14 protein-coding genes and 1 pseudogene are annotated in these 19,175 nt (G+C 55.6%); all 15 read left to right on the top strand.

What is annotated here, in order from left to right; translation table 11 throughout:
- Positions 1 to 35: 35 nt before the first annotated feature.
- The 15 genes and pseudogenes from tviB (at position 36) to EV699_RS14420 (ending at position 19,175) form a co-directional block, all read left to right on the top strand.
- Positions 36 to 1,310: a Vi polysaccharide biosynthesis UDP-N-acetylglucosamine C-6 dehydrogenase TviB gene (tviB, locus tag EV699_RS14495; protein WP_132543993.1), complete on the top strand. Its 1,275-nt coding sequence runs from the start codon at positions 36 to 38 to the stop codon at positions 1,308 to 1,310.
- Between the two features lie 371 nt (positions 1,311 to 1,681).
- Positions 1,682 to 2,839: a non-hydrolyzing UDP-N-acetylglucosamine 2-epimerase gene (wecB, locus tag EV699_RS14490; RefSeq protein ID WP_243662684.1), complete on the top strand. Its 1,158-nt coding sequence runs from the start codon at positions 1,682 to 1,684 to the stop codon at positions 2,837 to 2,839.
- Between the two features lie 34 nt (positions 2,840 to 2,873).
- On the top strand, positions 2,874 to 3,884 hold the full coding sequence (locus EV699_RS14485) for an NAD-dependent epimerase (protein WP_132544035.1): 1,011 nt from the start codon (positions 2,874 to 2,876) through the stop codon (positions 3,882 to 3,884).
- A 304-nt stretch (positions 3,885 to 4,188) separates the two neighbouring features.
- The gene (rfbC, locus tag EV699_RS14480) at positions 4,189 to 4,752 is read left to right on the top strand and encodes a dTDP-4-dehydrorhamnose 3,5-epimerase (RefSeq protein WP_132543991.1); all 564 of its coding nucleotides are present in this window, start codon (positions 4,189 to 4,191) and stop codon (positions 4,750 to 4,752) included.
- 4 nt (positions 4,753 to 4,756) lie between these two features.
- Positions 4,757 to 5,629, top strand: a complete 873-nt coding sequence (rfbD, locus tag EV699_RS14475) for a dTDP-4-dehydrorhamnose reductase (protein WP_132543989.1) — start codon at positions 4,757 to 4,759, stop codon at positions 5,627 to 5,629.
- 173 nt (positions 5,630 to 5,802) lie between these two features.
- Positions 5,803 to 6,659 (top strand): annotated as a pseudogene (locus EV699_RS14470) (IS30 family transposase); the annotation flags it as partial.
- A gap of 315 nt (positions 6,660 to 6,974) precedes the next feature.
- Positions 6,975 to 8,231, top strand: a complete 1,257-nt coding sequence (locus EV699_RS14460; RefSeq protein WP_132543983.1) for a hypothetical protein — start codon at positions 6,975 to 6,977, stop codon at positions 8,229 to 8,231.
- Positions 8,228 to 8,689 carry a serine O-acetyltransferase gene (locus EV699_RS14455; RefSeq protein WP_132543981.1) on the top strand — a complete coding sequence of 154 codons (462 nt, stop codon included), beginning with the start codon at positions 8,228 to 8,230 and terminating at the stop codon, positions 8,687 to 8,689. Before EV699_RS14460 ends, EV699_RS14455 begins: the two co-directional genes overlap by 4 nt.
- Positions 8,690 to 8,810: 121 nt before the next feature.
- The gene (gene asnB / locus EV699_RS14450; RefSeq protein WP_132543979.1) at positions 8,811 to 10,691 is read left to right on the top strand and encodes an asparagine synthase (glutamine-hydrolyzing); all 1,881 of its coding nucleotides are present in this window, start codon (positions 8,811 to 8,813) and stop codon (positions 10,689 to 10,691) included.
- A 173-nt stretch (positions 10,692 to 10,864) separates the two neighbouring features.
- On the top strand, positions 10,865 to 12,379 hold the full coding sequence (locus EV699_RS14445; RefSeq protein ID WP_165904157.1) for a heparinase II/III family protein: 1,515 nt from the start codon (positions 10,865 to 10,867) through the stop codon (positions 12,377 to 12,379).
- Positions 12,376 to 13,674 (top strand): glycosyltransferase family 4 protein, encoded by a 1,299-nt coding sequence (locus EV699_RS14440; RefSeq protein WP_132543975.1) that lies wholly within the window; start codon positions 12,376 to 12,378, stop codon positions 13,672 to 13,674. The genes EV699_RS14445 and EV699_RS14440 overlap by 4 nt, the downstream gene beginning before the upstream one ends.
- 332 nt (positions 13,675 to 14,006) lie before the next feature.
- Positions 14,007 to 15,473, top strand: coding sequence for an O-antigen ligase family protein (locus EV699_RS14435; protein ID WP_165904156.1), 1,467 nt, complete (start codon positions 14,007 to 14,009; stop codon positions 15,471 to 15,473).
- Positions 15,474 to 15,561: 88 nt separating this feature from the next.
- The gene (locus tag EV699_RS14430) at positions 15,562 to 16,608 is read left to right on the top strand and encodes a class I SAM-dependent methyltransferase (RefSeq protein ID WP_165904155.1); all 1,047 of its coding nucleotides are present in this window, start codon (positions 15,562 to 15,564) and stop codon (positions 16,606 to 16,608) included.
- The gene (murJ, locus tag EV699_RS14425) at positions 16,605 to 18,092 is read left to right on the top strand and encodes a murein biosynthesis integral membrane protein MurJ (RefSeq protein ID WP_132543969.1); all 1,488 of its coding nucleotides are present in this window, start codon (positions 16,605 to 16,607) and stop codon (positions 18,090 to 18,092) included. The genes EV699_RS14430 and murJ overlap by 4 nt, the downstream gene beginning before the upstream one ends.
- Positions 18,093 to 18,215: 123 nt before the next feature.
- Positions 18,216 to 19,175, top strand: coding sequence for a UDP-glucose 4-epimerase family protein (locus tag EV699_RS14420; protein ID WP_132543967.1), 960 nt, complete (start codon positions 18,216 to 18,218; stop codon positions 19,173 to 19,175).

Below are 19,175 nucleotides of genomic sequence, written 5' to 3'. Positions count from 1 at the left end.
CATGATTTGAGCATCATCAATTCGAGGTTTCTGGGATGGATCTGAGCAATGTGCGCATCGCCCTGATCGGGTTGGGCTATGTCGGCCTGCCCTTGGCGGTGGAGTTTGGTCGTCACTATCCGACCATCGGTTTCGACATCAAGGCCGATCGTGTCGCCGAATTACGTGAGGGGCGCGACAGCACCCTTGAGGTCGAATCCGAAGCGTTGGCGGGCGCCGTCAAGCTCGAGTACACCAGTTCGATCGACGATATTCGCCCGTGCAATGTATATATCGTCACCGTACCGACACCGATCGATAGTGCCAAGCGTCCCGATCTCACCCCGCTGATAAAGGCGAGTGAAACCATCGGCCACGTGCTCAAACGTGGCGATGTCGTGGTCTACGAATCCACGGTTTACCCGGGGGCTACCGAGGAGGTCTGTGTACCCATCCTTGAACGCGTGTCAGGGCTCGTTTTCAATCGTGATTTTTATGCTGGCTACAGCCCCGAGCGCATCAATCCGGGCGACAAGGAGCACCGTGTCACCACGATTCGCAAGGTCACGTCGGGCTCTACCCCTGAAGTCGCAGAGTTCGTGGATGCGTTGTATGCCAGCATCATCGTCGCCGGCACGCATCGGGCGAGCAGCATTCGCGTGGCCGAGGCCGCCAAAGTGATCGAGAACACTCAGCGGGATGTCAACATCGCGCTGATCAACGAACTTGCCCTGATTTTCGGGCGACTCGGTATCGATACCGAAGAGGTGCTGCTCGCCGCCGGCACCAAGTGGAACTTCCTGCCATTCCGCCCAGGGTTGGTCGGCGGTCATTGCATCGGTGTCGACCCTTACTACCTGACGCATAAGGCACAGGAAATCGGTTATCACCCGGAGGTTATCCTTGCCGGGCGCCGCATCAACGACGGCATGGGGGTGCATGTCGCCGAGCAGGTAGTGAAGTTAATGCTTAAGAAGCGCATGCACGTCGTCGGTGCGCGTATTCTAATAATGGGGCTTGCTTTCAAAGAGAACTGCCCCGACCTGCGCAATACCCGCGTCGTCGACATCATTCAGGAACTGAAGACCTACAGCGCACACGTCGATGTCTACGATCCGTGGGTTTCAGTGGCCGAGGCTGAGCATGAATATGGCATCCATCCGGTCAGTGAATTGATCGCCGGTCAGTACGATGCCATCATCCTCGCCGTTGCGCATGATCAGTTTCGCGCAATGGGGGCAGAGGTGATTCGTGCGCTCGGCAAGCCTCATGCAGTGTTGTACGATATCAAGTACATTTTACCCCGCACCGCTGTTGACGGTCGTATTTGACGGCGAGTCGGCCTGTCCGACGTCCTTCTGCAGCCGGGGCCTTAGCGGGAGCCCCGGCTGTTTGCTATGTCCAAATGGGTGTATGTTTTGCGGGTTTTCGTAGTGCCTGCATCAGCGCTTTGCAGGATGCATGGGGTACTAGTGTTGGTATGGGGGTTGAACGATGCTAGCGGTTTTGTCACTCCCTCCGTGCAGGAAAGTTCCTGATCGCGCCGGAAGGGCCGCAAGAGAGAGTAGTGGCGGCACGATTCAGGCATAGCAGTTGGGCGTTCGTCGGGCAGGCAGACAACTTAGACTTGGTGTCCCGGATCACGCGTAGCGCGCCGGTTCCGTGACTGGAGCGCCCTCTAGCGGCGCGATTTAGGAGCTTCATGAGCAACCCAACTCCCATGCCAAGCCTTGGCAACAAGATTCTTTGCATCGTCGGCGCACGGCCGAACTTCATGAAGATTGCCCCGATCATGGCGGCCTTCCGTACGCGTACACCGCAACTCGCGGTCAAGCTCGTGCACACTGGCCAGCACTACGACGTGGCGATGAACGGCCGGTTCTTCGAACAACTCGGGATTCCTGCGCCGGACATTTCGCTTGAGGTCGGCTCCGGCAGCCACGCGCAGCAAACTGCCGAAATCATGAAACGCTTCGAACCGGTCATCGATGCGGAAGCGCCTACGGTGGTGCTCGTGGTTGGAGATGTCAATTCCACGATCGCTTGCGCTTTGGTCGCGGCGAAGAGAAGAGTGAAGGTAGTGCATGTGGAGGCCGGCCTACGCTCGCGTGACCGCAGCATGCCAGAGGAAATCAACCGCATTTTGACGGACCAGCTTTCGGATCGGCTCTACACCACCGAGGCAGAGGCGCTGGACAATCTCGTTGCAGAAGGCATCGCCGCTGAGCGTGTGGTGTTTGCCGGCAACGTGATGATCGACACCTTGCAGGCCAGCTTGGCGCAGGCGGTGCCGGCAGAGGCTACGTTGGCCGCAGCGCGCGATCCCGAGATTTTTCTGCAGGCCTCCCAAGGCTATGCGGTGCTTACATTACACCGTCCGTCGAACGTCGACGACGTGCAGGCGCTAACGCGCTTGCTCACGGTGCTTGGTGAGCTGAGTGCCGAGCTTCCGATCGTTTTTCCGGTGCATCCGCGTACGCAGAACAAAATCCGCGAGGCCGGCTTGGGCGCCTTCTTGGATAATCCCCATCTTCTGGCGCTTCCCCCCGTCGGCTATTTCGAGATGATTGGGTTGATGCGTGAGGCAAAACTGGTACTGACCGATTCCGGTGGCCTGCAGGAGGAAACCACGGCGCTTGGCGTGCCGTGCCTGACGCTGCGCGAGAATACCGAACGTCTGATCACATTATCGCAAGGCACCAATACCCTCGTTGGTGCAGATCCCGACACTATCCGCAAGGCAGTCAACGACGTCCTCACGACGGGCGGCAAGGTTGGCCGCGCACCTGCACTGTGGGACGGGCACGCCGCTGAACGCATCGTCGATGATTTGGCCTGTTGGCTTGGTGTCTCGGCCTGACGGATCCGCCAAGCAGTCTCATCCGGAACACACCATCATGAAGATTTTGGTTACCGGTGCCGCCGGCTTCATTGGTTATCACCTGAGTGAACGCCTGCTCGCGCGGGGCGATGAGGTTGTCGGTCTCGACAATCTGAATGATTACTATGATGTTGGTCTCAAAGAGGCGCGCCTTACCCGCCTGGTTAGGCATGCCAAGTTTCGCTTCGTAAAACTGGATCTTGCCGATCGCAATGGCATGGCGGAGATGTTCGCGCGAGAAGATTTCGAGCGCGTGGTTCACCTCGCCGCGCAGGCGGGTGTGCGTTATTCGCTAAAAAATCCGCATGCCTACGTCGACAGCAATCTCGTCGGCTTCGTCAATGTTCTCGAAGGCTGTAGGCACAATGATGTGCAGCACTTGGTATATGCATCGTCCAGTTCAGTGTACGGCGCCAATACCGAGATGCCCTTCTCGGTGCATCACAATGTTGATCATCCGGTCAGCCTCTACGCTGCGAGCAAGAAGGCCAATGAGCTCATGGCGCATACGTATAGTCACCTATACGGGCTACCAACCACAGGGCTGCGCTTTTTCACCGTGTATGGTCCGTGGGGGCGGCCGGACATGGCGCTGTTCTTGTTCACCAAGGCAATTATCGAGGGGCGGCCGATCGATGTCTTCAATTACGGCAACATGCGCCGTGATTTCACGTACATCGGGGACATCATCGAGGGGGTGCTCCGTGTCACTGATCGAGTTGCAACGCCGAACCCAGTTTGGACAGGGAGCGCACCTGATTCGGCCACAAGTTATGCCCCTTATCGGCTCTATAACATCGGGAACAACAGCCCCGTGGAACTGCTGCGCATGATCGAACTGGTCGAGACCTGTCTCGGCTGCAAGGCTGAGAAGAATTTGCTACCGATTCAGCCTGGTGACGTGCCGGCAACCTATGCCGATGTCGATGATTTGGTGCGCGACGTAGGCTTCAGACCTGAAACACCTCTGGAGCAGGGTATCCCTCGCTTCGTTGACTGGTATCGTCAATACTACGGTGTTTGATAGCTGGGTGATGTGTGAATTGCTCATCTCCGGCCGAGTGCCGGAATGATCGGACGTCCGCTAGTTATGCCTTCTGCTAGGCGACATTACTTACGGGCTTACAATTCTGGCCGGCATCAAACGAAGTGTCAGTGATCGCCGCGGCGTACGACCATGAGGCCTGCATCACGCTCTCGGTAACATCATTAAGCGCGGGGCGAACCGACGCTAGTCTCGCTGCGCACTTCGAATGCCTTGCCACGCCGCTTGCCAAGAATGGCAGCGGTCAGTACCTGTCCGATCTGCTGAAGCGGGAGTAGCGCGCATGAGGATCATTCAAACCTGCCTGCCCGGTGTCCTGGTTTTCGAGCCCAAAGTGTTTGGTGACACCCGTGGTTTCTTCGTCGAAACCTATCGCGCCAGTTGGTTCGAAGGATCTGGTGTCGCGCCTACATTCGTACAGGACAACCAGTCCCGTTCGCGCCGAGGCGTGTTGCGCGGGTTGCATTACCAAACCGTTAACCCTCAAGGAAAACTGGTGCGCTGTTCTCGTGGTCGCGTGTTCGATGTTGCCGTTGATGTGCGTCGGGAGTCACCGCATTTTGGACAATGGGTGGGGGTCGAACTTGACGATGTCACCCATAGGCAATTGTGGATACCTCCTGGTTATGCCCATGGTTTCTGCGTACTCAGCGAGGAAGCAGATTTCGTCTACAAATGCACAAGCTACTACCATCCGTCCTCCGACGGCGGTGTGTTATGGAACGATCCTGCCATTGGGATCGACTGGCCAATCGATCCAGCGGAACTTCTACTATCGGACAAGGATCGCGTCTTGCCGCGTCTCGCCGAGCAACCGTTGGAGCGCCTGACGGTATACGAGGGCTGAAGCGATGAGCATTCTTGTAACGGGTGCGCAAGGGCAGGTCGGCTATGAGCTCTTGATCCGAAGGGGTGACTTACCGGTTGTCGGTCTTGGACGTACAGAGCTTGATCTCACCGATGCGATTGCCATCGATAATGCCTTTGCTGTGTATACGCCACGTATCGTCATCAATGCCGCTGCTTATACTGCTGTAGATAAAGCTGAAAGTGATATAGCTGCCGCATATGCGGTCAACCGTGATGCCCCAGGATATCTCGCTGCAGCGTGTGCGCGAACAGGTGCTGCATTGCTGCATCTGTCGACCGACTATGTGTTCAATGGCAATGCTATAGGCCCTATACCAGTTGATGCTCCTGCGGCGCCATTGGGAGTATATGGCGATTCAAAATGGCAGGGCGAGTGTTTGATTCGCGAAGGCTTGAACGAACATCTGATAATGCGCGTCGCTTGGGTGTTCGGAGCGCATGGCAATAATTTCGTTAAGACGATGTTGCGTCTCGGACGTGAGCGCGATGAGTTGCGTGTCGTTGCCGATCAGCGAGGCGGTCCCACCCCCGCTGCAGCGATTGCCGAGTGTTTGCTCGAATTGGCACAACGCTATCTGGCTGGCGGGACATTGCCGTGGGGTACATACCATTACTGCGGCCAACCAGAGACTAGTTGGCATGGTTTTGCCGAAGCGATTTTCATACGTGCTGTTGCCAAAGGCCTGTTGCCATGCCTCCCTCGTGTGCACGCGATAACGAGTGCCGACTACCCGACTCCCGCGCGGCGTCCGACGAACTCCATGCTTGACTGCACAGGACTGACTGTTCTCGGCATTGCTCCACCTGATTGGCGTGCAGGACTCGACGCCGTGCTCGAAGCACTGTCTGCCTGAAGGCAATAGATTTGGGGCGTGCATATGCGGTGTATACCGTCCTTCAAGGAGCAATCATCTTCTGGATTAAATTGGGCCGACTATCATAATGACTACATAAAATAATGGATGGACCACGCACGGTATATCAGCGAATCGATGCGACACATAATGGGCCGGGCGGCGATGAGGGGCAGACCTATGATGCAGTCCATGCCGGCCAGGTTGCTCATCGGCAGCGACGCCGCGGCTTGGTGAAGTTGAAGGTCGGGTCGATGTTGATGAACAAAGTGATCGACAAAATGCGTCAGGGCTGGTCACCGGAGCAGATTGCCGGCAGGCTACGGCAGATGCACCCAAACGATCCCAGCTTTCATGTATCGCATGAAACGATATACCGGACGATTTACGTGACTCCGCGTGGGGAGTTGCGTAAGGAATTGATTTCTTTACTACGAAAGTCTCACCAGACTCGTCTGCCTCGAGCGCGTGGTGAGCGTCGACGAAGCTTGATCGACATGGTTTCGATTCATGAACGGTCAGTCGAAGTGCTATCACGCGCAGTCCCTGGTCATTGGGAAGGTGATTTGATCAAAGGGGCCTATAACCGGAGTGCGGTAGGGACGCTGGTAGAGCGCACTAGTCGTTTTGTATTGCTGGCCAAGATGGCCGATGCGACTGCGGATTCGGCCCTGGAAGCGTTCACACGCCGTTTTCGGTATGTGCCCGCCAGCATCCGCAAAACGCTGACCTACGACTAAGGAAAGGAAATGGCACACCATGCGGAATTGGCGCGACGCCTGAAGATCGACATCTACTTCGCCGATCCCCACAGCCCCTGGCAGCGTCCGAGTAATGAAAACATGAACGAGACCATCCGCGAGTATTTGCCCAAAGGGATCGATCTGTCGGTCTTCTCGCAGACCTACCTCAATGACATCGCCCGCGCTCTCAATAATCGGCCACGTAAATGCCTCGGCTTTCGAACGCCGAGCGAGTATTCCTTGAACTAATCAACAATTTGAAGAGCGGTGTTGCACTTCATTCTTGACTCCGCCGATAAATCATCCACTCTTGGAGGCTACGACTTCGGCGACGAATATGCCAGACCGATATCGTCTAGCGACTCAGGGTAGGCCTGCGTGCTGGCTCCCGGGGTGTTTTTGATAGCGCATGGTGAAGATGCGGGAGTGGATAATATAAATAAGGCAAATTCGTTGATTGTTAGGTTCGGCGATGCTGCCGCTCAGAGGATAGTAGTATGACGAGAGTGTTTTTTGCACGAAAAATTCTTCGTGGTTTACACGAGTGGTTGGATCAATTCGCATTGATTGACTGCCAGTGTCGAGCGCAGTGAGTAGGTTCAATGAACGCGCTGGTTCAAATATTGATCTTGACCAGTGGATTGCTGATGAATTTCGCATACCCACTGGTGTTTGGGCTGAAATCCTACGGTAGCTTTTTACAAACCGTGCTGTTAACGCTGGTTTGTCACAGATTGATCGATATCGTTGCCGAACCACTCATCGCGCTGATTGCCGAAGAGCGTTTTTTTGTCACCAGTCTTGCATTCAACTTGGTTTTGGGGGCGCTGGCTTGGACGGTTGCTCCCCTGTTTGGAGTCGGCGAAGTCGATCTACCATTATTATTTGTTATGCTGAGCAGTTCATCGGTCATGCTCAGCCTGCATAGGCTGCGCCTGCTGCGTGCTTTGGTTGGTTATCTGATTGTCTTTAATGTCAGCTTTATCGGACTGGTGCTGTTTCAACTCTACGATTCTGAAAGCGGTCCTGGCTTGCGCGGTATTCTGCTGATAACAAACTCCGTTGGAGTGGTGGTCGGTTTCGTTCTGCTGGCACGTGTCTCCACTTGGCGTGGTGGAATCAGCCATACCTTGCTCGGCGTGATGCGGACTGCTGCAGTGCAGATGCCGATTGCGTTATGTTCGACCTTGATCTTCAGTTTTCTTACGACAATTTTTCCTCTCCTGTGCTCGCCGATACTGGATGCGAGTTCATTGGCACGCCTGCGTGTGCTTATTTCCATTGCACAAGCCAGCATCAGTGCTTTTCCGGTGAATGCCAAAGCGATTTTTGTGGCAATGCACTCCAGTGGGGCTGCGGCGCGTCTGATTCCTCTACTGCGAGTGGCATTCTGGTATTTTTTTGTCGCTGCTGCTTTTGTAGTCGTTCTGGCCAGATTTCGATTGGAATTCGAACCCTATGCGAATGTCTCAGGGGTTATGATCACTTTTTTCTGGATGGTTTGTCTTGAGCGCTATTTGCTAGCACTCGGCTTGCGCAAGCGGTTGATGGCGATGAATGCCATTGGCTTCGTAGCGTTGTGTACAGTGAGTTTTTGGGTGAAAGATTTTCAGGATGCTTTATCTGTTTACGCGGTAAGTGTCGGCCTGTATGCGACGTTGCTGATTGTTGTTGCTCAAGTAGGGCGGTCAGCGTCGATCGCTTTGATGCTCATACCTGCGATCGTTTCCATTATGGTCGTTGGGGCTGTAATGCAGGTCTTCGATCTCCTGTTGGCAGTAGCGTGTCTCGGGGGGCTGGCGTTTGTTTTTTTCCCGTTGCGGCGCGGCGACTGGGAAATTCTGACTGGACGCATATGAACGCGATAAATTTTTATCGAATAGCCCATTTTCTCTACTTAAAACGAGTCCCTGCATTGCCGTGGTTGGTTCGCAATCTTATTTTTTTGATTTTCAACTCATACATTCCACCATCGGCAAAAATCGGTCGCGGGACAGTGTTTGCGTATGGTGGCATGGGGGTGGTGATCCATGCAGATGCGGTGATTGGTGATTATTGCGTCATTGGTCAGGGAATTACTATCGGAGCTACTGAAGGTTTTTTTTCGCGCGTACCGAATCGCTGTCCAAAAATTGGCGATCATGTATACCTTGCGGCTGGAGCGCGGATATTGGGTGATATTCAGATAGGTAACCGAGTGATCGTGGGCGCCAGTGCAGTGGTTACGCATGACGTTGACGATCACTCTATCGTTGCCGGGGTGCCCGCGCGTAAGATTGGTGAAACTGAAAAAGATTATCGAGCAATACGCGATTAGCTTTTTAGTTTTATTTTTTTTGTTGGTAGTGCTGGTGCGTTGAATTTCGTCGGTACGCTCAATATTTTGTAATGACGGTTTGTCTGAGATGTTCGTGTTGGCGATTAGGGTAATCTAGAGAATGTGTGGAATTGCAGGTTATGCCGGCGTTGATGCTGAATTCGATATGCGTGCAGCGCTTGCAGCCATGCGTCATCGTGGACCTGATGCCCAGAATGAATGGCGTTCTGCTGGACTACGATGTCCAGTGGGGCTCGGACATGTCCGCTTAAGTATCCTGGATTTAACCGAAGCAGCCAACCAGCCGTTCGTGTCAAGCGATGGGCGCTATGTAATCGTATTCAACGGAGAAATCTATAATCACGAGTATTTACGTGAGCAACTGTCGGCGAATGGTGCGGCATTCCGGACACGATCCGATACCGAGGTCTTGCTTGAAGCTTTCCGCAAATGGGGCGAAGCTTGTCTGCCGATGCTGGACGGCATGTTCGCTTTTGCCATCCTGGATTGTGTGGAGCAGTTCTTGTTTATGGCCCGCGATCCTTTTGGTATTAAGCCGCTTTACTTCTCTGTGGATGCAGCAAATGGAACTCTGGCATTTGCCTCCGAGATTCGCGCTCTTGTAGCGTTGGCACGCTTGACGAAAGAGCCCGACACTGACTCGCTTGCCGAGTTTTTGATGAATGGGTGGCTATATGAACCCGCCACCGGTATTCGAAACGTGCAAAAGCTTGCGCCAGGAGAATGCGCGCGGTTCTCGCTTGCGACGAAACAGATGACAGTTCATCGTTATTACGATCCTTTGATCTTGGATGTTCAAGAGCGGAGGAGAGAGATCGACGAACTATTGTTGGAGTCGATGCGGTTACAGTGTTTGGCAGATGTGCCTGTGGGGCTGTTTTTTAGTGGTGGTCTCGATTCATCCGTCCTTGCTGCAATGGCACCAACGGGGCTCGAGGCGTTATTTGTTGACTATGGAATACATGCTGGGAGTGGTGACGTCGGTTACGCCGAAGCGATTGCTGGGCGCTTTGGCATGCCGATGTCGGTGGTTACTCATACTCCTGAAGTGCTTGGTGCCGACGCCATTTTGGCAGGTTTTGAGGCTGTTGCTCATGGTACCGAGGAGCCCATATCTGATTACACTTATCTTGCCAGCGAGGAGATTGCACACGTCGCCCGGCGGCGCGGCTTCAAAGTAATGCTCAGTGGTATGGGAGGTGACGAGTTGTTTGCAGGATACCCTCGGCATCGTCTGGTGCGATTCAGTGCGACAACGCGTGCGATAAGTCCGTTCCTGAAATTGGCGGCGCCTCTTCTGCGCAGACAAAAGCATTTTGCCAAGAAAACCGACCGCTTGATCGGATTCGCAGAGGATGCGGATTTTACTGCGGCATATACGCGTTTGATTGGCTATTTTTCACCGTTGGAAGTTGGTCGCTTGCTCGGAAAACATGATGCGATTGCTCAGTACCAAGCACGTGTGGAGGAGTTGTTGCAACCAGCTGTTCATCTATCGCCGCTAAAGCAGGCTTTGTACCTAGATCGCTACGGATTTCTTGCTCATAACTTGACGGTGACAGATCGGTCAAGCATGGCCCATTCCATTGAAGTGCGGGTTCCGCTGATTACGACGAAACTGGCTGCGGCTGCCATGGCGCTTCCGGACGCTGCGCTTTTGAGTTTAAGCCAGACCAAGCGGCCATTGCGACAGTTATTACGCAAACGCTTGCCGAAATCGTTGGTTGATCGACCGAAGGTTGGCTTTAACCCGCCTCTCGACAGCAAGATTGCAATGCTCGGTGCGGCATTGATTGGTGAAACGCTGCGCACTGGGCCGTTGCGGGACCATGTTGATCTCGACTTGTGTGATGAACTTATAACACGCCATTTTTCTGGCCAATCAAATGAGTCCTACAAGTTGTGGCAGTTGCTTTACCTCGGCTTCTGGTTGGGGGCTCATAAGGCTGCTGGAGTAGAGGCTGAGGGGGCTTATGCATGATCACTATTCCGGCACTGGGCAGACTTGCTCGGACGGTAGTCCACCTACGCCCAAGACAGATCTATTGGCGTATCCGTAATCACTGGGTGCGTATTCGTCCGGATATCCGACCCGCTCCCGCGCTAAGATCGCCGGTTGAGCGCTGGCAACCATCGATCGCCGGACCGATCTGCATGGTCGCCCCTGATCGTTTCCGTTTTCTAAATGTCGAACATCAAGTAGCGTCTGCCGCAGACTGGATCTCACCAAGGCGTGATCGGCTATGGTCGTACAATCTGCATTACTTCGCCGATCTCGTCGCAGTTGACGCCGCTTCGCGGCGCGATTGGCATCGTGACTTGATCGCGCGCTGGCTTAGAGACAATCCCCCGGGACATGGAACAGGATGGGAGCCCTTTTGTCTGTCCTTGCGCATTGTGAACTGGCTGAAATGGTATTGCCAAGGCGGTGATCTAAGCGCGGATGCGCGTGGGAGCCTCGCTGTACAGGTGCGCTATTTGGCGCGCTCCATCGAGTGGCATTTACTGGGAAATCATGTTTTCGAAAATGCCCGCGCCTTGATGTTCGCCGGTTTATGCTTTGATGGCCCAGAGAGTAGCGAATGGCTTGAAACTGGCATTCAACTGCTGGATGAACAAATCGGTGAACAGATCTTGGCTGATGGCGGTCATTTCGAACGCAGTCCAATGTATCATGCGCTTGTTTTGGAGGGCGTTCTTGATCTTATCAATCTTATGTCTGGACACAGATCCGATTCGCGCTTGGATTTTCTGTGTGTTCGATTGGGCAATGCCGCACAGCGAATGTTGCTATGGCTAAAAGCCATGGTGCATCCCGATGGGGAAATTGCGTTGTTTAACGACGCGGCTTTCGGAATTGCCCCAACGCTGGCGGAATTGGTGGATTACGCGGCGCGTTTGACTATCGTGGCATCAGCGCCAGAGTCTGGATTACATCTTAGCGATTCGGGTTACGTCAGCGTGCGTAACTCGCTGATAACACTGATTGCCGATATTGGAGAACTCGGCCCAGCCTATCAGCCGGGGCATGGTCATGCCGATACGCTGAGTTTTGAGTTATCGCTGGCTGGTCGTCGAGTCATCGTCGATACCGGTACTTCATGCTATGGGACGAGCCCCGAGCGGTTGGCATTGCGGCGTACGGATGCCCATAACACATTAATGGTGGATGGGCAAGACTCATCGGAGGTTTGGTCGGGGTTCCGCGTGGGGCGTCGAGCGCACGTATACGATGCCATATTTGCGGCGGATTCAAACCGTAAGTGGGTTTTTGGTGCATGCCATGATGGGTATCGCTACTTGCCAGGGCGGCCCCGACACCGTCGTGACTGGGTGGTTGTCGACAATTTCATTGATATTGTTGATAAGGTTTCGGGCGATGGTGTGCATGATGTGGCGATTAGTTTGCTGGTGCACCCTGGCATCACAGTCGTCCACGCTGCCCAAGATACTGTAGAACTTATTATCGACGCGGATGTGCGTAAACCGCTTTGTATAATTCGATTTGCCGGGTTCGATGCGCTAGAACTTCGCCCAGCAGATTATCATCCAGAGTTCGGAAAAGTGTTGTCCTGTACGCGGATTGTGCTCAATCGTCGCGGCCGGTTGCCGTTGGAAATGAGCACCCGTATTGAATGGTCTCTGCACGATAAAACGGCGAATCCATGAATATCCTTTTCCTGACCGAAAATTTTCCTCCTGAAGTGAATGCCTCGGCTACGCGGGTATTCGAGCGTGCATGTTATTGGGTGGAGTGGGGGCATAAAGTCACGGTGATCACCTGTGCGCCGAACTTTCCGACTGGTCAGGTTTATGAAGGTTACCACAACGACTGGTACCGAACAGAGGATATGCGTGGAATCCGTGTGGTGCGGGTCAAAACCTACATTGCCAAGAATGAAGGTGTCGCCAAGCGGACGGCGGATTTCATTTCCTACATGTTTACGGCTGTGGCAGCCGGACTATTCCAGCAGCGGCCGGATGTGGTAGTGGCGACGTCGCCGCAGTTTTTTGCCGCGGTCGGCGGTTGGATGCTGAGCGGCTTGCGCAGGGTTCCGTTTGTTTTCGAACTGGGCGATCTATGGCCTGCTTCGATCATGGCCGTCGGTGCGATGCGGAAAAACCTGTTTTTACGCTGGATGGAGAGGCTCGAGCTCTTTCTCTATCGCAGATCGGCTGCGGTCGTTGCGCTTACGCGTTCATTCAAAGAAGATCTTGTTTTCAGAGCAATTCCGGCCGATAAAATCGCCGTCGTCATCAATGGTGTGGACCTTCCTCGCTACAGTCCGCGGGCGCGCGACCCTGAACTCGCAAATGAACTCGGTATAGGTGATCGCTTTGTTGTTGGCTATATCGGCACGCATGGCATGGCGCACGGTCTCGACAATGTGATTCGTGCGGCCGATCTGCTGCGTGACGACGATCGTGTGAGATTCTTGTTCGTCGGTACCGGTGCAGCGAAAGAGCAACTCCAGGCTGATGCGCAGCGGTTGCGGCTGAGCAACGTCATATTCGTGCCGACCCGCCCAAAGGACGAAATGCCGCGTTATTGGAGTCTCTGCTCGATGGCGCTGATCCACTTGAAGGATGACCCAGTTTTCGCCGGAGTCATTCCGTCGAAAATGTTCGAGGCCATGGGAATGGGATTGCCGCTTCTGATCGTTTCCCCGGAAGGTGAAGCGAGTCGAATCGTGGTTGGAGAAAATGCCGGGGTCTGGGTGCCTGCTGCTCGCCCGGAAGTCCTCGCCGAGACCGTGAAGATGTTGGCAAGCAGCCCTGATCGAGTGCGTGAACTGGCAACGTCCAGTTACGCGGCGTCGCCATCGTATACTCGGGAAAAACAAGCGCAGGATATGCTCGCAGTCTTGGAAAGCGTGATCCAAGGACATGGTCATGAGGCTGGATCTGAGTTGGAGCGAATGCAGGCGGCCGGGCGTCGCTCGCCCGCGGCGAGTGCGGATTAGTGCGGTAGTGGCGCCAGCACCCTAGGAGTCAAGTTTTCAAGGAGCCACACTGACAAATGCCTAAAGAGCGTGGTTTTGCGCCAGATGACAGGTCGATGCACGGTTGCTGCGGCAGGTGTTGGCGGTGGAGCCACATGGCGAGACATGCTGAGTGTTCGTTGGCTGGCTTCGACAGACTAAAATTGAGGTGTCGTCGCCGGGCGTGTTGGTGCCCAACCAACTGATCCCCGCACTCCATTCAATGGGTATTTATGGCCTCCCGTTCATCTTTGTATATTGCCATCGGTCTTGCCACGCTCGCGGCGATTCTCGCGGTCCACGCCGGGGAAGGCATGCGCTACGTGGTACTCGCTGTAACCGTTGCATTGGCGGCTTGGTCACTGCGCCAACCCGCGGTTGGCCTGGTCGCCGCCTTGCCGCTGATGTACATGATCAACCCCACGCCGACCACCGTTGGGTGGCGAGAGTTCGGTTTCGCCATCACGATTACGGTTGCTGGTCTGTCTAGCATCTGGCGCCACCGCTCGATGCTCGCAGGCCTGCCGCGAGCAGGTTGCATTTGGTTGTCGATTGTGACTGGCTGGTTTGTTTTAAATTTTTTTACGGCATTCTGGAACGGAGTATCTGTTGCTGACTGGGTGCGGGGTGCCGCACCTTTCGTTTTTATGAGTTATTTTCTACCTATCTGGCTGGAAGCGAGAGCCAATAGGGTGTTCGCACATGGTTGGCAATGGGCGGCAGGTATTGCCGCAGCACTTTTCTCTTGGCATGTCGTACAAGTTTATGTAGGCGAGCAGCTTTGGCGGCCTGCGACTTATATTTTTGATAATGGCACATGGATATCAATGGGCTATGCCGAGGCTCAGGCGCTAGGCAAGCAGGTGTTCGAATTTGCCATACGTGTCACTCAGCGCTTGCAGCAGGCGACCGATACCCTGCTTTGTCTCGGAGTGGTGTGGGGGGCTTGGGCCAGTTTGTGGCTGAGCAACTGGTTGTTGCGCATGCTCGGACTTGGGTTGAGCATATTGGCAACCACCGCAATTGTTCTTACCTATACGCGGAGCATGTTGTTATCGAGTTTTCTGGTAGCGCTGGTACTTATGCTCGTGGCCATCAGGAGGGGAGGGGCGAAGCGTGTCGTCGTTCTTTTCCTCGCCCTCGTTGCCACTGGTGCTGGCACGATCACCGGATTCAATCTGGAAGCCATTTACCTTAACCGTCTTGTCCAAATGCAAGAACAGGCCAGCGTTTCCTTCGATGCGTCGCCTAATCAAGGGAAGGAGGGTATGGCTGCATCATCCGTGGATGGTTCCATTGCATCCTTGAGGGCCCCGACCCCCTTACAATCTGCGATGCCCGGAAAAATGGAGGGGCAGCCGAAAGACGCCAATATCGCGTCGCGTATGGAGGAGTATCGTATTGCATGGGATCACTTTCGCGCCTCGCCACTGGTCGGGCATGGCCTGGGAGTTCAGCATAACATCCGATTCGATGCGGGCAATGGCGAATGGCTGGATACCCGTGTGGGGTATGTTCATAACTGGGTGATGTATGTCTTGATGACCGGCGGGTTGCTCGGGCTTGGGGTTTATGCTGCGGTATTGTTCGGCCCTGCAGTGCTCGCATGGCGTCGCTGCCCGAGGGAGAGTGGATTACCCGAACTGACGTTTGCTACCGTTGCAGTCATGGCGGTTTATGGTCTTTTCTTTGCGGTTTTCCGCCTGATTCCGTTCAACTTGGTACTCGGAGGCATGTGGGGGTTGCTGCTCGGGGTACAGCGTGAACATGCACGGGGATGATCAGTGCGGGGGCATGCATGTGGGGATGGGCCTCGTATGATCCGCTCACCGCGGCGTTTCTTTGTCCGCACATATGCGAGGTCTTGCGATGCCGTTGATTGAACTGAACACGGAGGCGGTCAAGGAGTGCCCGCTTTGCGGCAGCCTTGAACATGATCAATTTGACAGGGTCGTCGACACTTTAATGAAGGAAATCAATCGGTATCTCCCCGGTGGCATGGCGCAATTACCAGTAGATGTCGAAAATGTGCGACATCGCTGCCGGGAGTGCGAGTTGATTTTCCTTGGACAACGGTTCGACTCGACGAGCCTGTCGCGTGTCTACGAACTTTGGTACGGCTATGCTTATCGGCGAGTGATGGCCGATCCGCAGCATGTTGCAGAACGACTACGCGAGTTCGAGCAGCATCACTTACGCCTACTTGAGACATATTGTGCACCACCAGGTCGATTGCTCGACGTAGGGTGTGGCAGTGGTCTTTTCCTGCAACTGGCACAAACTCGGGGCTGGTGTGTCAGTGGCGTGGAACTTGATCCTGACACGGCTGCCTGGGGGCGCCGGAACGGTATTGCCGATATCCGCTGTGGGACCCTGGCCATGACACTGGCGCCGGACGAATATTTCGACGTGGTGACGCTGTTTGATTACTTGGAGCACACGACCACGCCAGGTGAGGATCTGGACAGCCTGATAGCGCACCTGGCACCCGGCGGTACGTTGATGGTGCGCGTCCCCAATGCAAACGGATGGCAGGCCCGCCGGATGGGGCGCAACTGGATTGCCGTGATGTCCACCCATCTCAGTTATTTTACTCCGGAGGTCCTCAGCAAAGCGGCCAGCCAACGTGGATTGGAAATCCTCTATCTCCGCGCAGGCAATACCCGCAGTGAAGGCGATATCCTGCGCCACCAGGCAGCATGGTTACGCCAGCGTCTGGCGCCGCGCCGCAGCGCCGTGACGGGGAGTGCGGCGCAACATCAGGTGGAAGAGGTGCCGCAAGCGCCGCTCGGTAATCTTGGCGGAGCAGCCAAGCGCTGGCTGTACAGCTTGTGGATCGAGCAGATCGATCACATTGGTGGATGGCTCGGACAGGGCAATAACCTGACACTGATTGCTCGTAAGGTGAAGCATTGAGACCGTACCTGCGAGCCACTGCGCTGATCGCGAGCCTCACGCTGGCGGCGAATCTACTCGGTTTCGTCCGCGAGATACTGTTCGCGCGTGCTTTTGGTGCGGCTGGTGTTGCGGATGTCTTTGTGAGCGCATTCTCTATCGCCGCGGTGTGTTTTTTGATCTTTTCGGCAGGATCGCTGCAAGGCGCGTTCATGCCGCGTTATCAACGGGCACTGGTGCAGAATGCGTCGGCCCAAGCGTATGGTCTGTGGCGCAAGACGCTTCACGGACTGACCCTGCTGCTGTTGGCGATTGCGATGGCGCTGTGGCTGGGGGCGGATTTCTGGGTGGCACTGGTGCTCCCGGGATTTGATGCCGAACGCCAGGCGCTAACAGCGCAGATGCTGCACTGGCTCGCACCGATGGTGGTGATGGCGGGGCTTGGCAGTTTGCTGCAGTCCGTCCTGCACGCGCATCAGCGCTTTTTTCTTCCCGCCTTGATCCCGGTTCTCAACAACATCGTACTGATTGTCTTTTTATTGCTCGTCGTTCCCACGGCCGGCATCGTCGGCCTTGCGCAGGGCACGTTGCTGGGGGCGGCAGTCGCGCTGGTTCTTGTTCCCCAAGTAAGGGCCGTGCTGCCGCGCTGCGAGCCTGAATACAGCCCTGGGGCGCTGCGTGAACTCGTCGGCGCGATGCTGCCCCTGGTATTTCTGCTGGTCGCGGATCAGGTCAGTGCGCTGATTCAGAAGGCGCTGGTTTCCGATCTGGCGCCCGGCAGTATCGCGGTTCTGAACTATGCTGCCCGGCTCGAAGGGTTGCCGATCGGAATTTTTGCTGCGGCTGTCGCAGCAGTTTTTTTTCCGGCGCTGGTCGAGGCTCTTTCGCGTGGGAGCGCCGAAGAGGCGAGGAGCCGCTTTGCCCTGGGGCTAGGTCTCGTCTGTTTTTGCATGATCCCTGCAATGATATTCCTGTTGTGCGAGTCACGACTTATCGTACGCGTGCTGTTTGAACGCGGAGCTTTCGACGCCGAAGCGACATCGCGAGCTGCTGCCGCCCTTGTTTATTATGCCATCGGCCTATTGCCGCAAAGTTTCATCGTTTTGCTCAACCGGATCTATTTCGCAGCGGGCGATACACGTACCCCGATGCATATCGGCGTGCTATCGGCATTGCTGCACGTGGGGGTGTGCTGGGTTCTGGTCGAAACAATGGGCTACCTCGGCATTGCCTTGGGTACCAGCGTCTATGCCCTCATTTACGCGGTACTGCTGAGCATGCGCTTGAAGGGCGTATTGCAGACGACGCCCGATTTATGGTGGAAGAGCGTCTGGCGGGCCCTTGTGGCGGGGACGCTGATGGCGATGCTCTATCAGGCATGGGATTTTCCTGAATCGATATCGGGTTTGCTGCTGGCTTTGAGCTCGGGGACGGTGCTCTACTGCTTGGCTGCGTGGATTCTGCGCGACCCCGTATTCAAGTGGCGCCGCCCTGGAATTACCTGATCTTTGCCGGGCTTCGGTAGCGATGGGGGTCTCCATTCCTGTGAAGCAGACCCGCTGCAGAGGGCTGGCTTGCTGTGATTGCATGCTCACCCGTTCAGATGGTGAGTGTCAGAGAGAGGCCACATGAATGTTGTTCTGGTCACCGGTGCCACGGGTTTCATAGGCAGTGAGGTATGTCGTCAGTTACTCGATCGCGGTTGGCGGGTGCGTGCGGCGTTGCGTCGCGCCTTTGCACTGCCCACCGGAGTCGAATCTGCCGTGGTGGGGGATATTGGCGCCGATACCGATTGGAGCGCGGCGCTGGACGGTGTGGGGGCCGTGATACATCTTGCAGCCCGTGTGCACGTGATGCATGAGCAGGCCAGCGATCCGCTCAACGAGTTCCGTCGCGTCAACGTGGCGGGTACCAGCCGGCTCGCGACGCAGGCTGCTGCGGCTGGTGTCGGGCGCTTGGTGTTCGTCAGTTCGATCAAGGTCAACGGCGAGTCAACGGATGAGCGCCCGCCCTTCACTGAAACCGATCCGGCTGCTCCGGTGGATCCCTATGGCATTTCGAAATGGGAGGCGGAAACAGAACTTCTGCGTATCTCGGCGGCGAGCCACCTCGAAGTGGCCATCGTACGACCGCCGCTGGTGTACGGCCCCGGGGTGGGCGGCAATTTGCGGCGGATCCTGCGGGCCGTGGCAAGTGGATTGCCCTTGCCATTCGCTTCGATCGATAACCGCCGCAGTTTGATTGGCGTCTGGAATCTGGCCGACCTCCTGCTGTGTGCCCTGACGCATCCGCGGGCGGCGGGTGAAATCTTTCTGGCAGCCGACGGGCGTGATTTATCCACCCCGGCATTGATTCGCGGGCTGGCTGCGGGCATGGGGCGGCCGGCGCGCCTGTTTCCGGTGCCGCAGGGATTGCTGACTGCGCTTGGACGATGGAGCGGACGTGGTGCCGAGATGAATCGACTGTGTGGGTCGCTGGAAGTCGACGCGGGCAAAGCCCGGACATTGTTGGGCTGGGAACCACCGGTAGCGGTCGAGGATGGCCTGCGCAGGACGGCACAGGCCATCCTCGGCAATGGAGGTGGTTGA

This window comes from Plasticicumulans lactativorans (genome assembly GCF_004341245.1).
Taxonomy (GTDB): Bacteria; Pseudomonadota; Gammaproteobacteria; order Competibacterales; family Competibacteraceae; genus Plasticicumulans_A; species Plasticicumulans_A lactativorans.
This window is presented reverse-complemented; position numbering and strand designations above follow the sequence as displayed.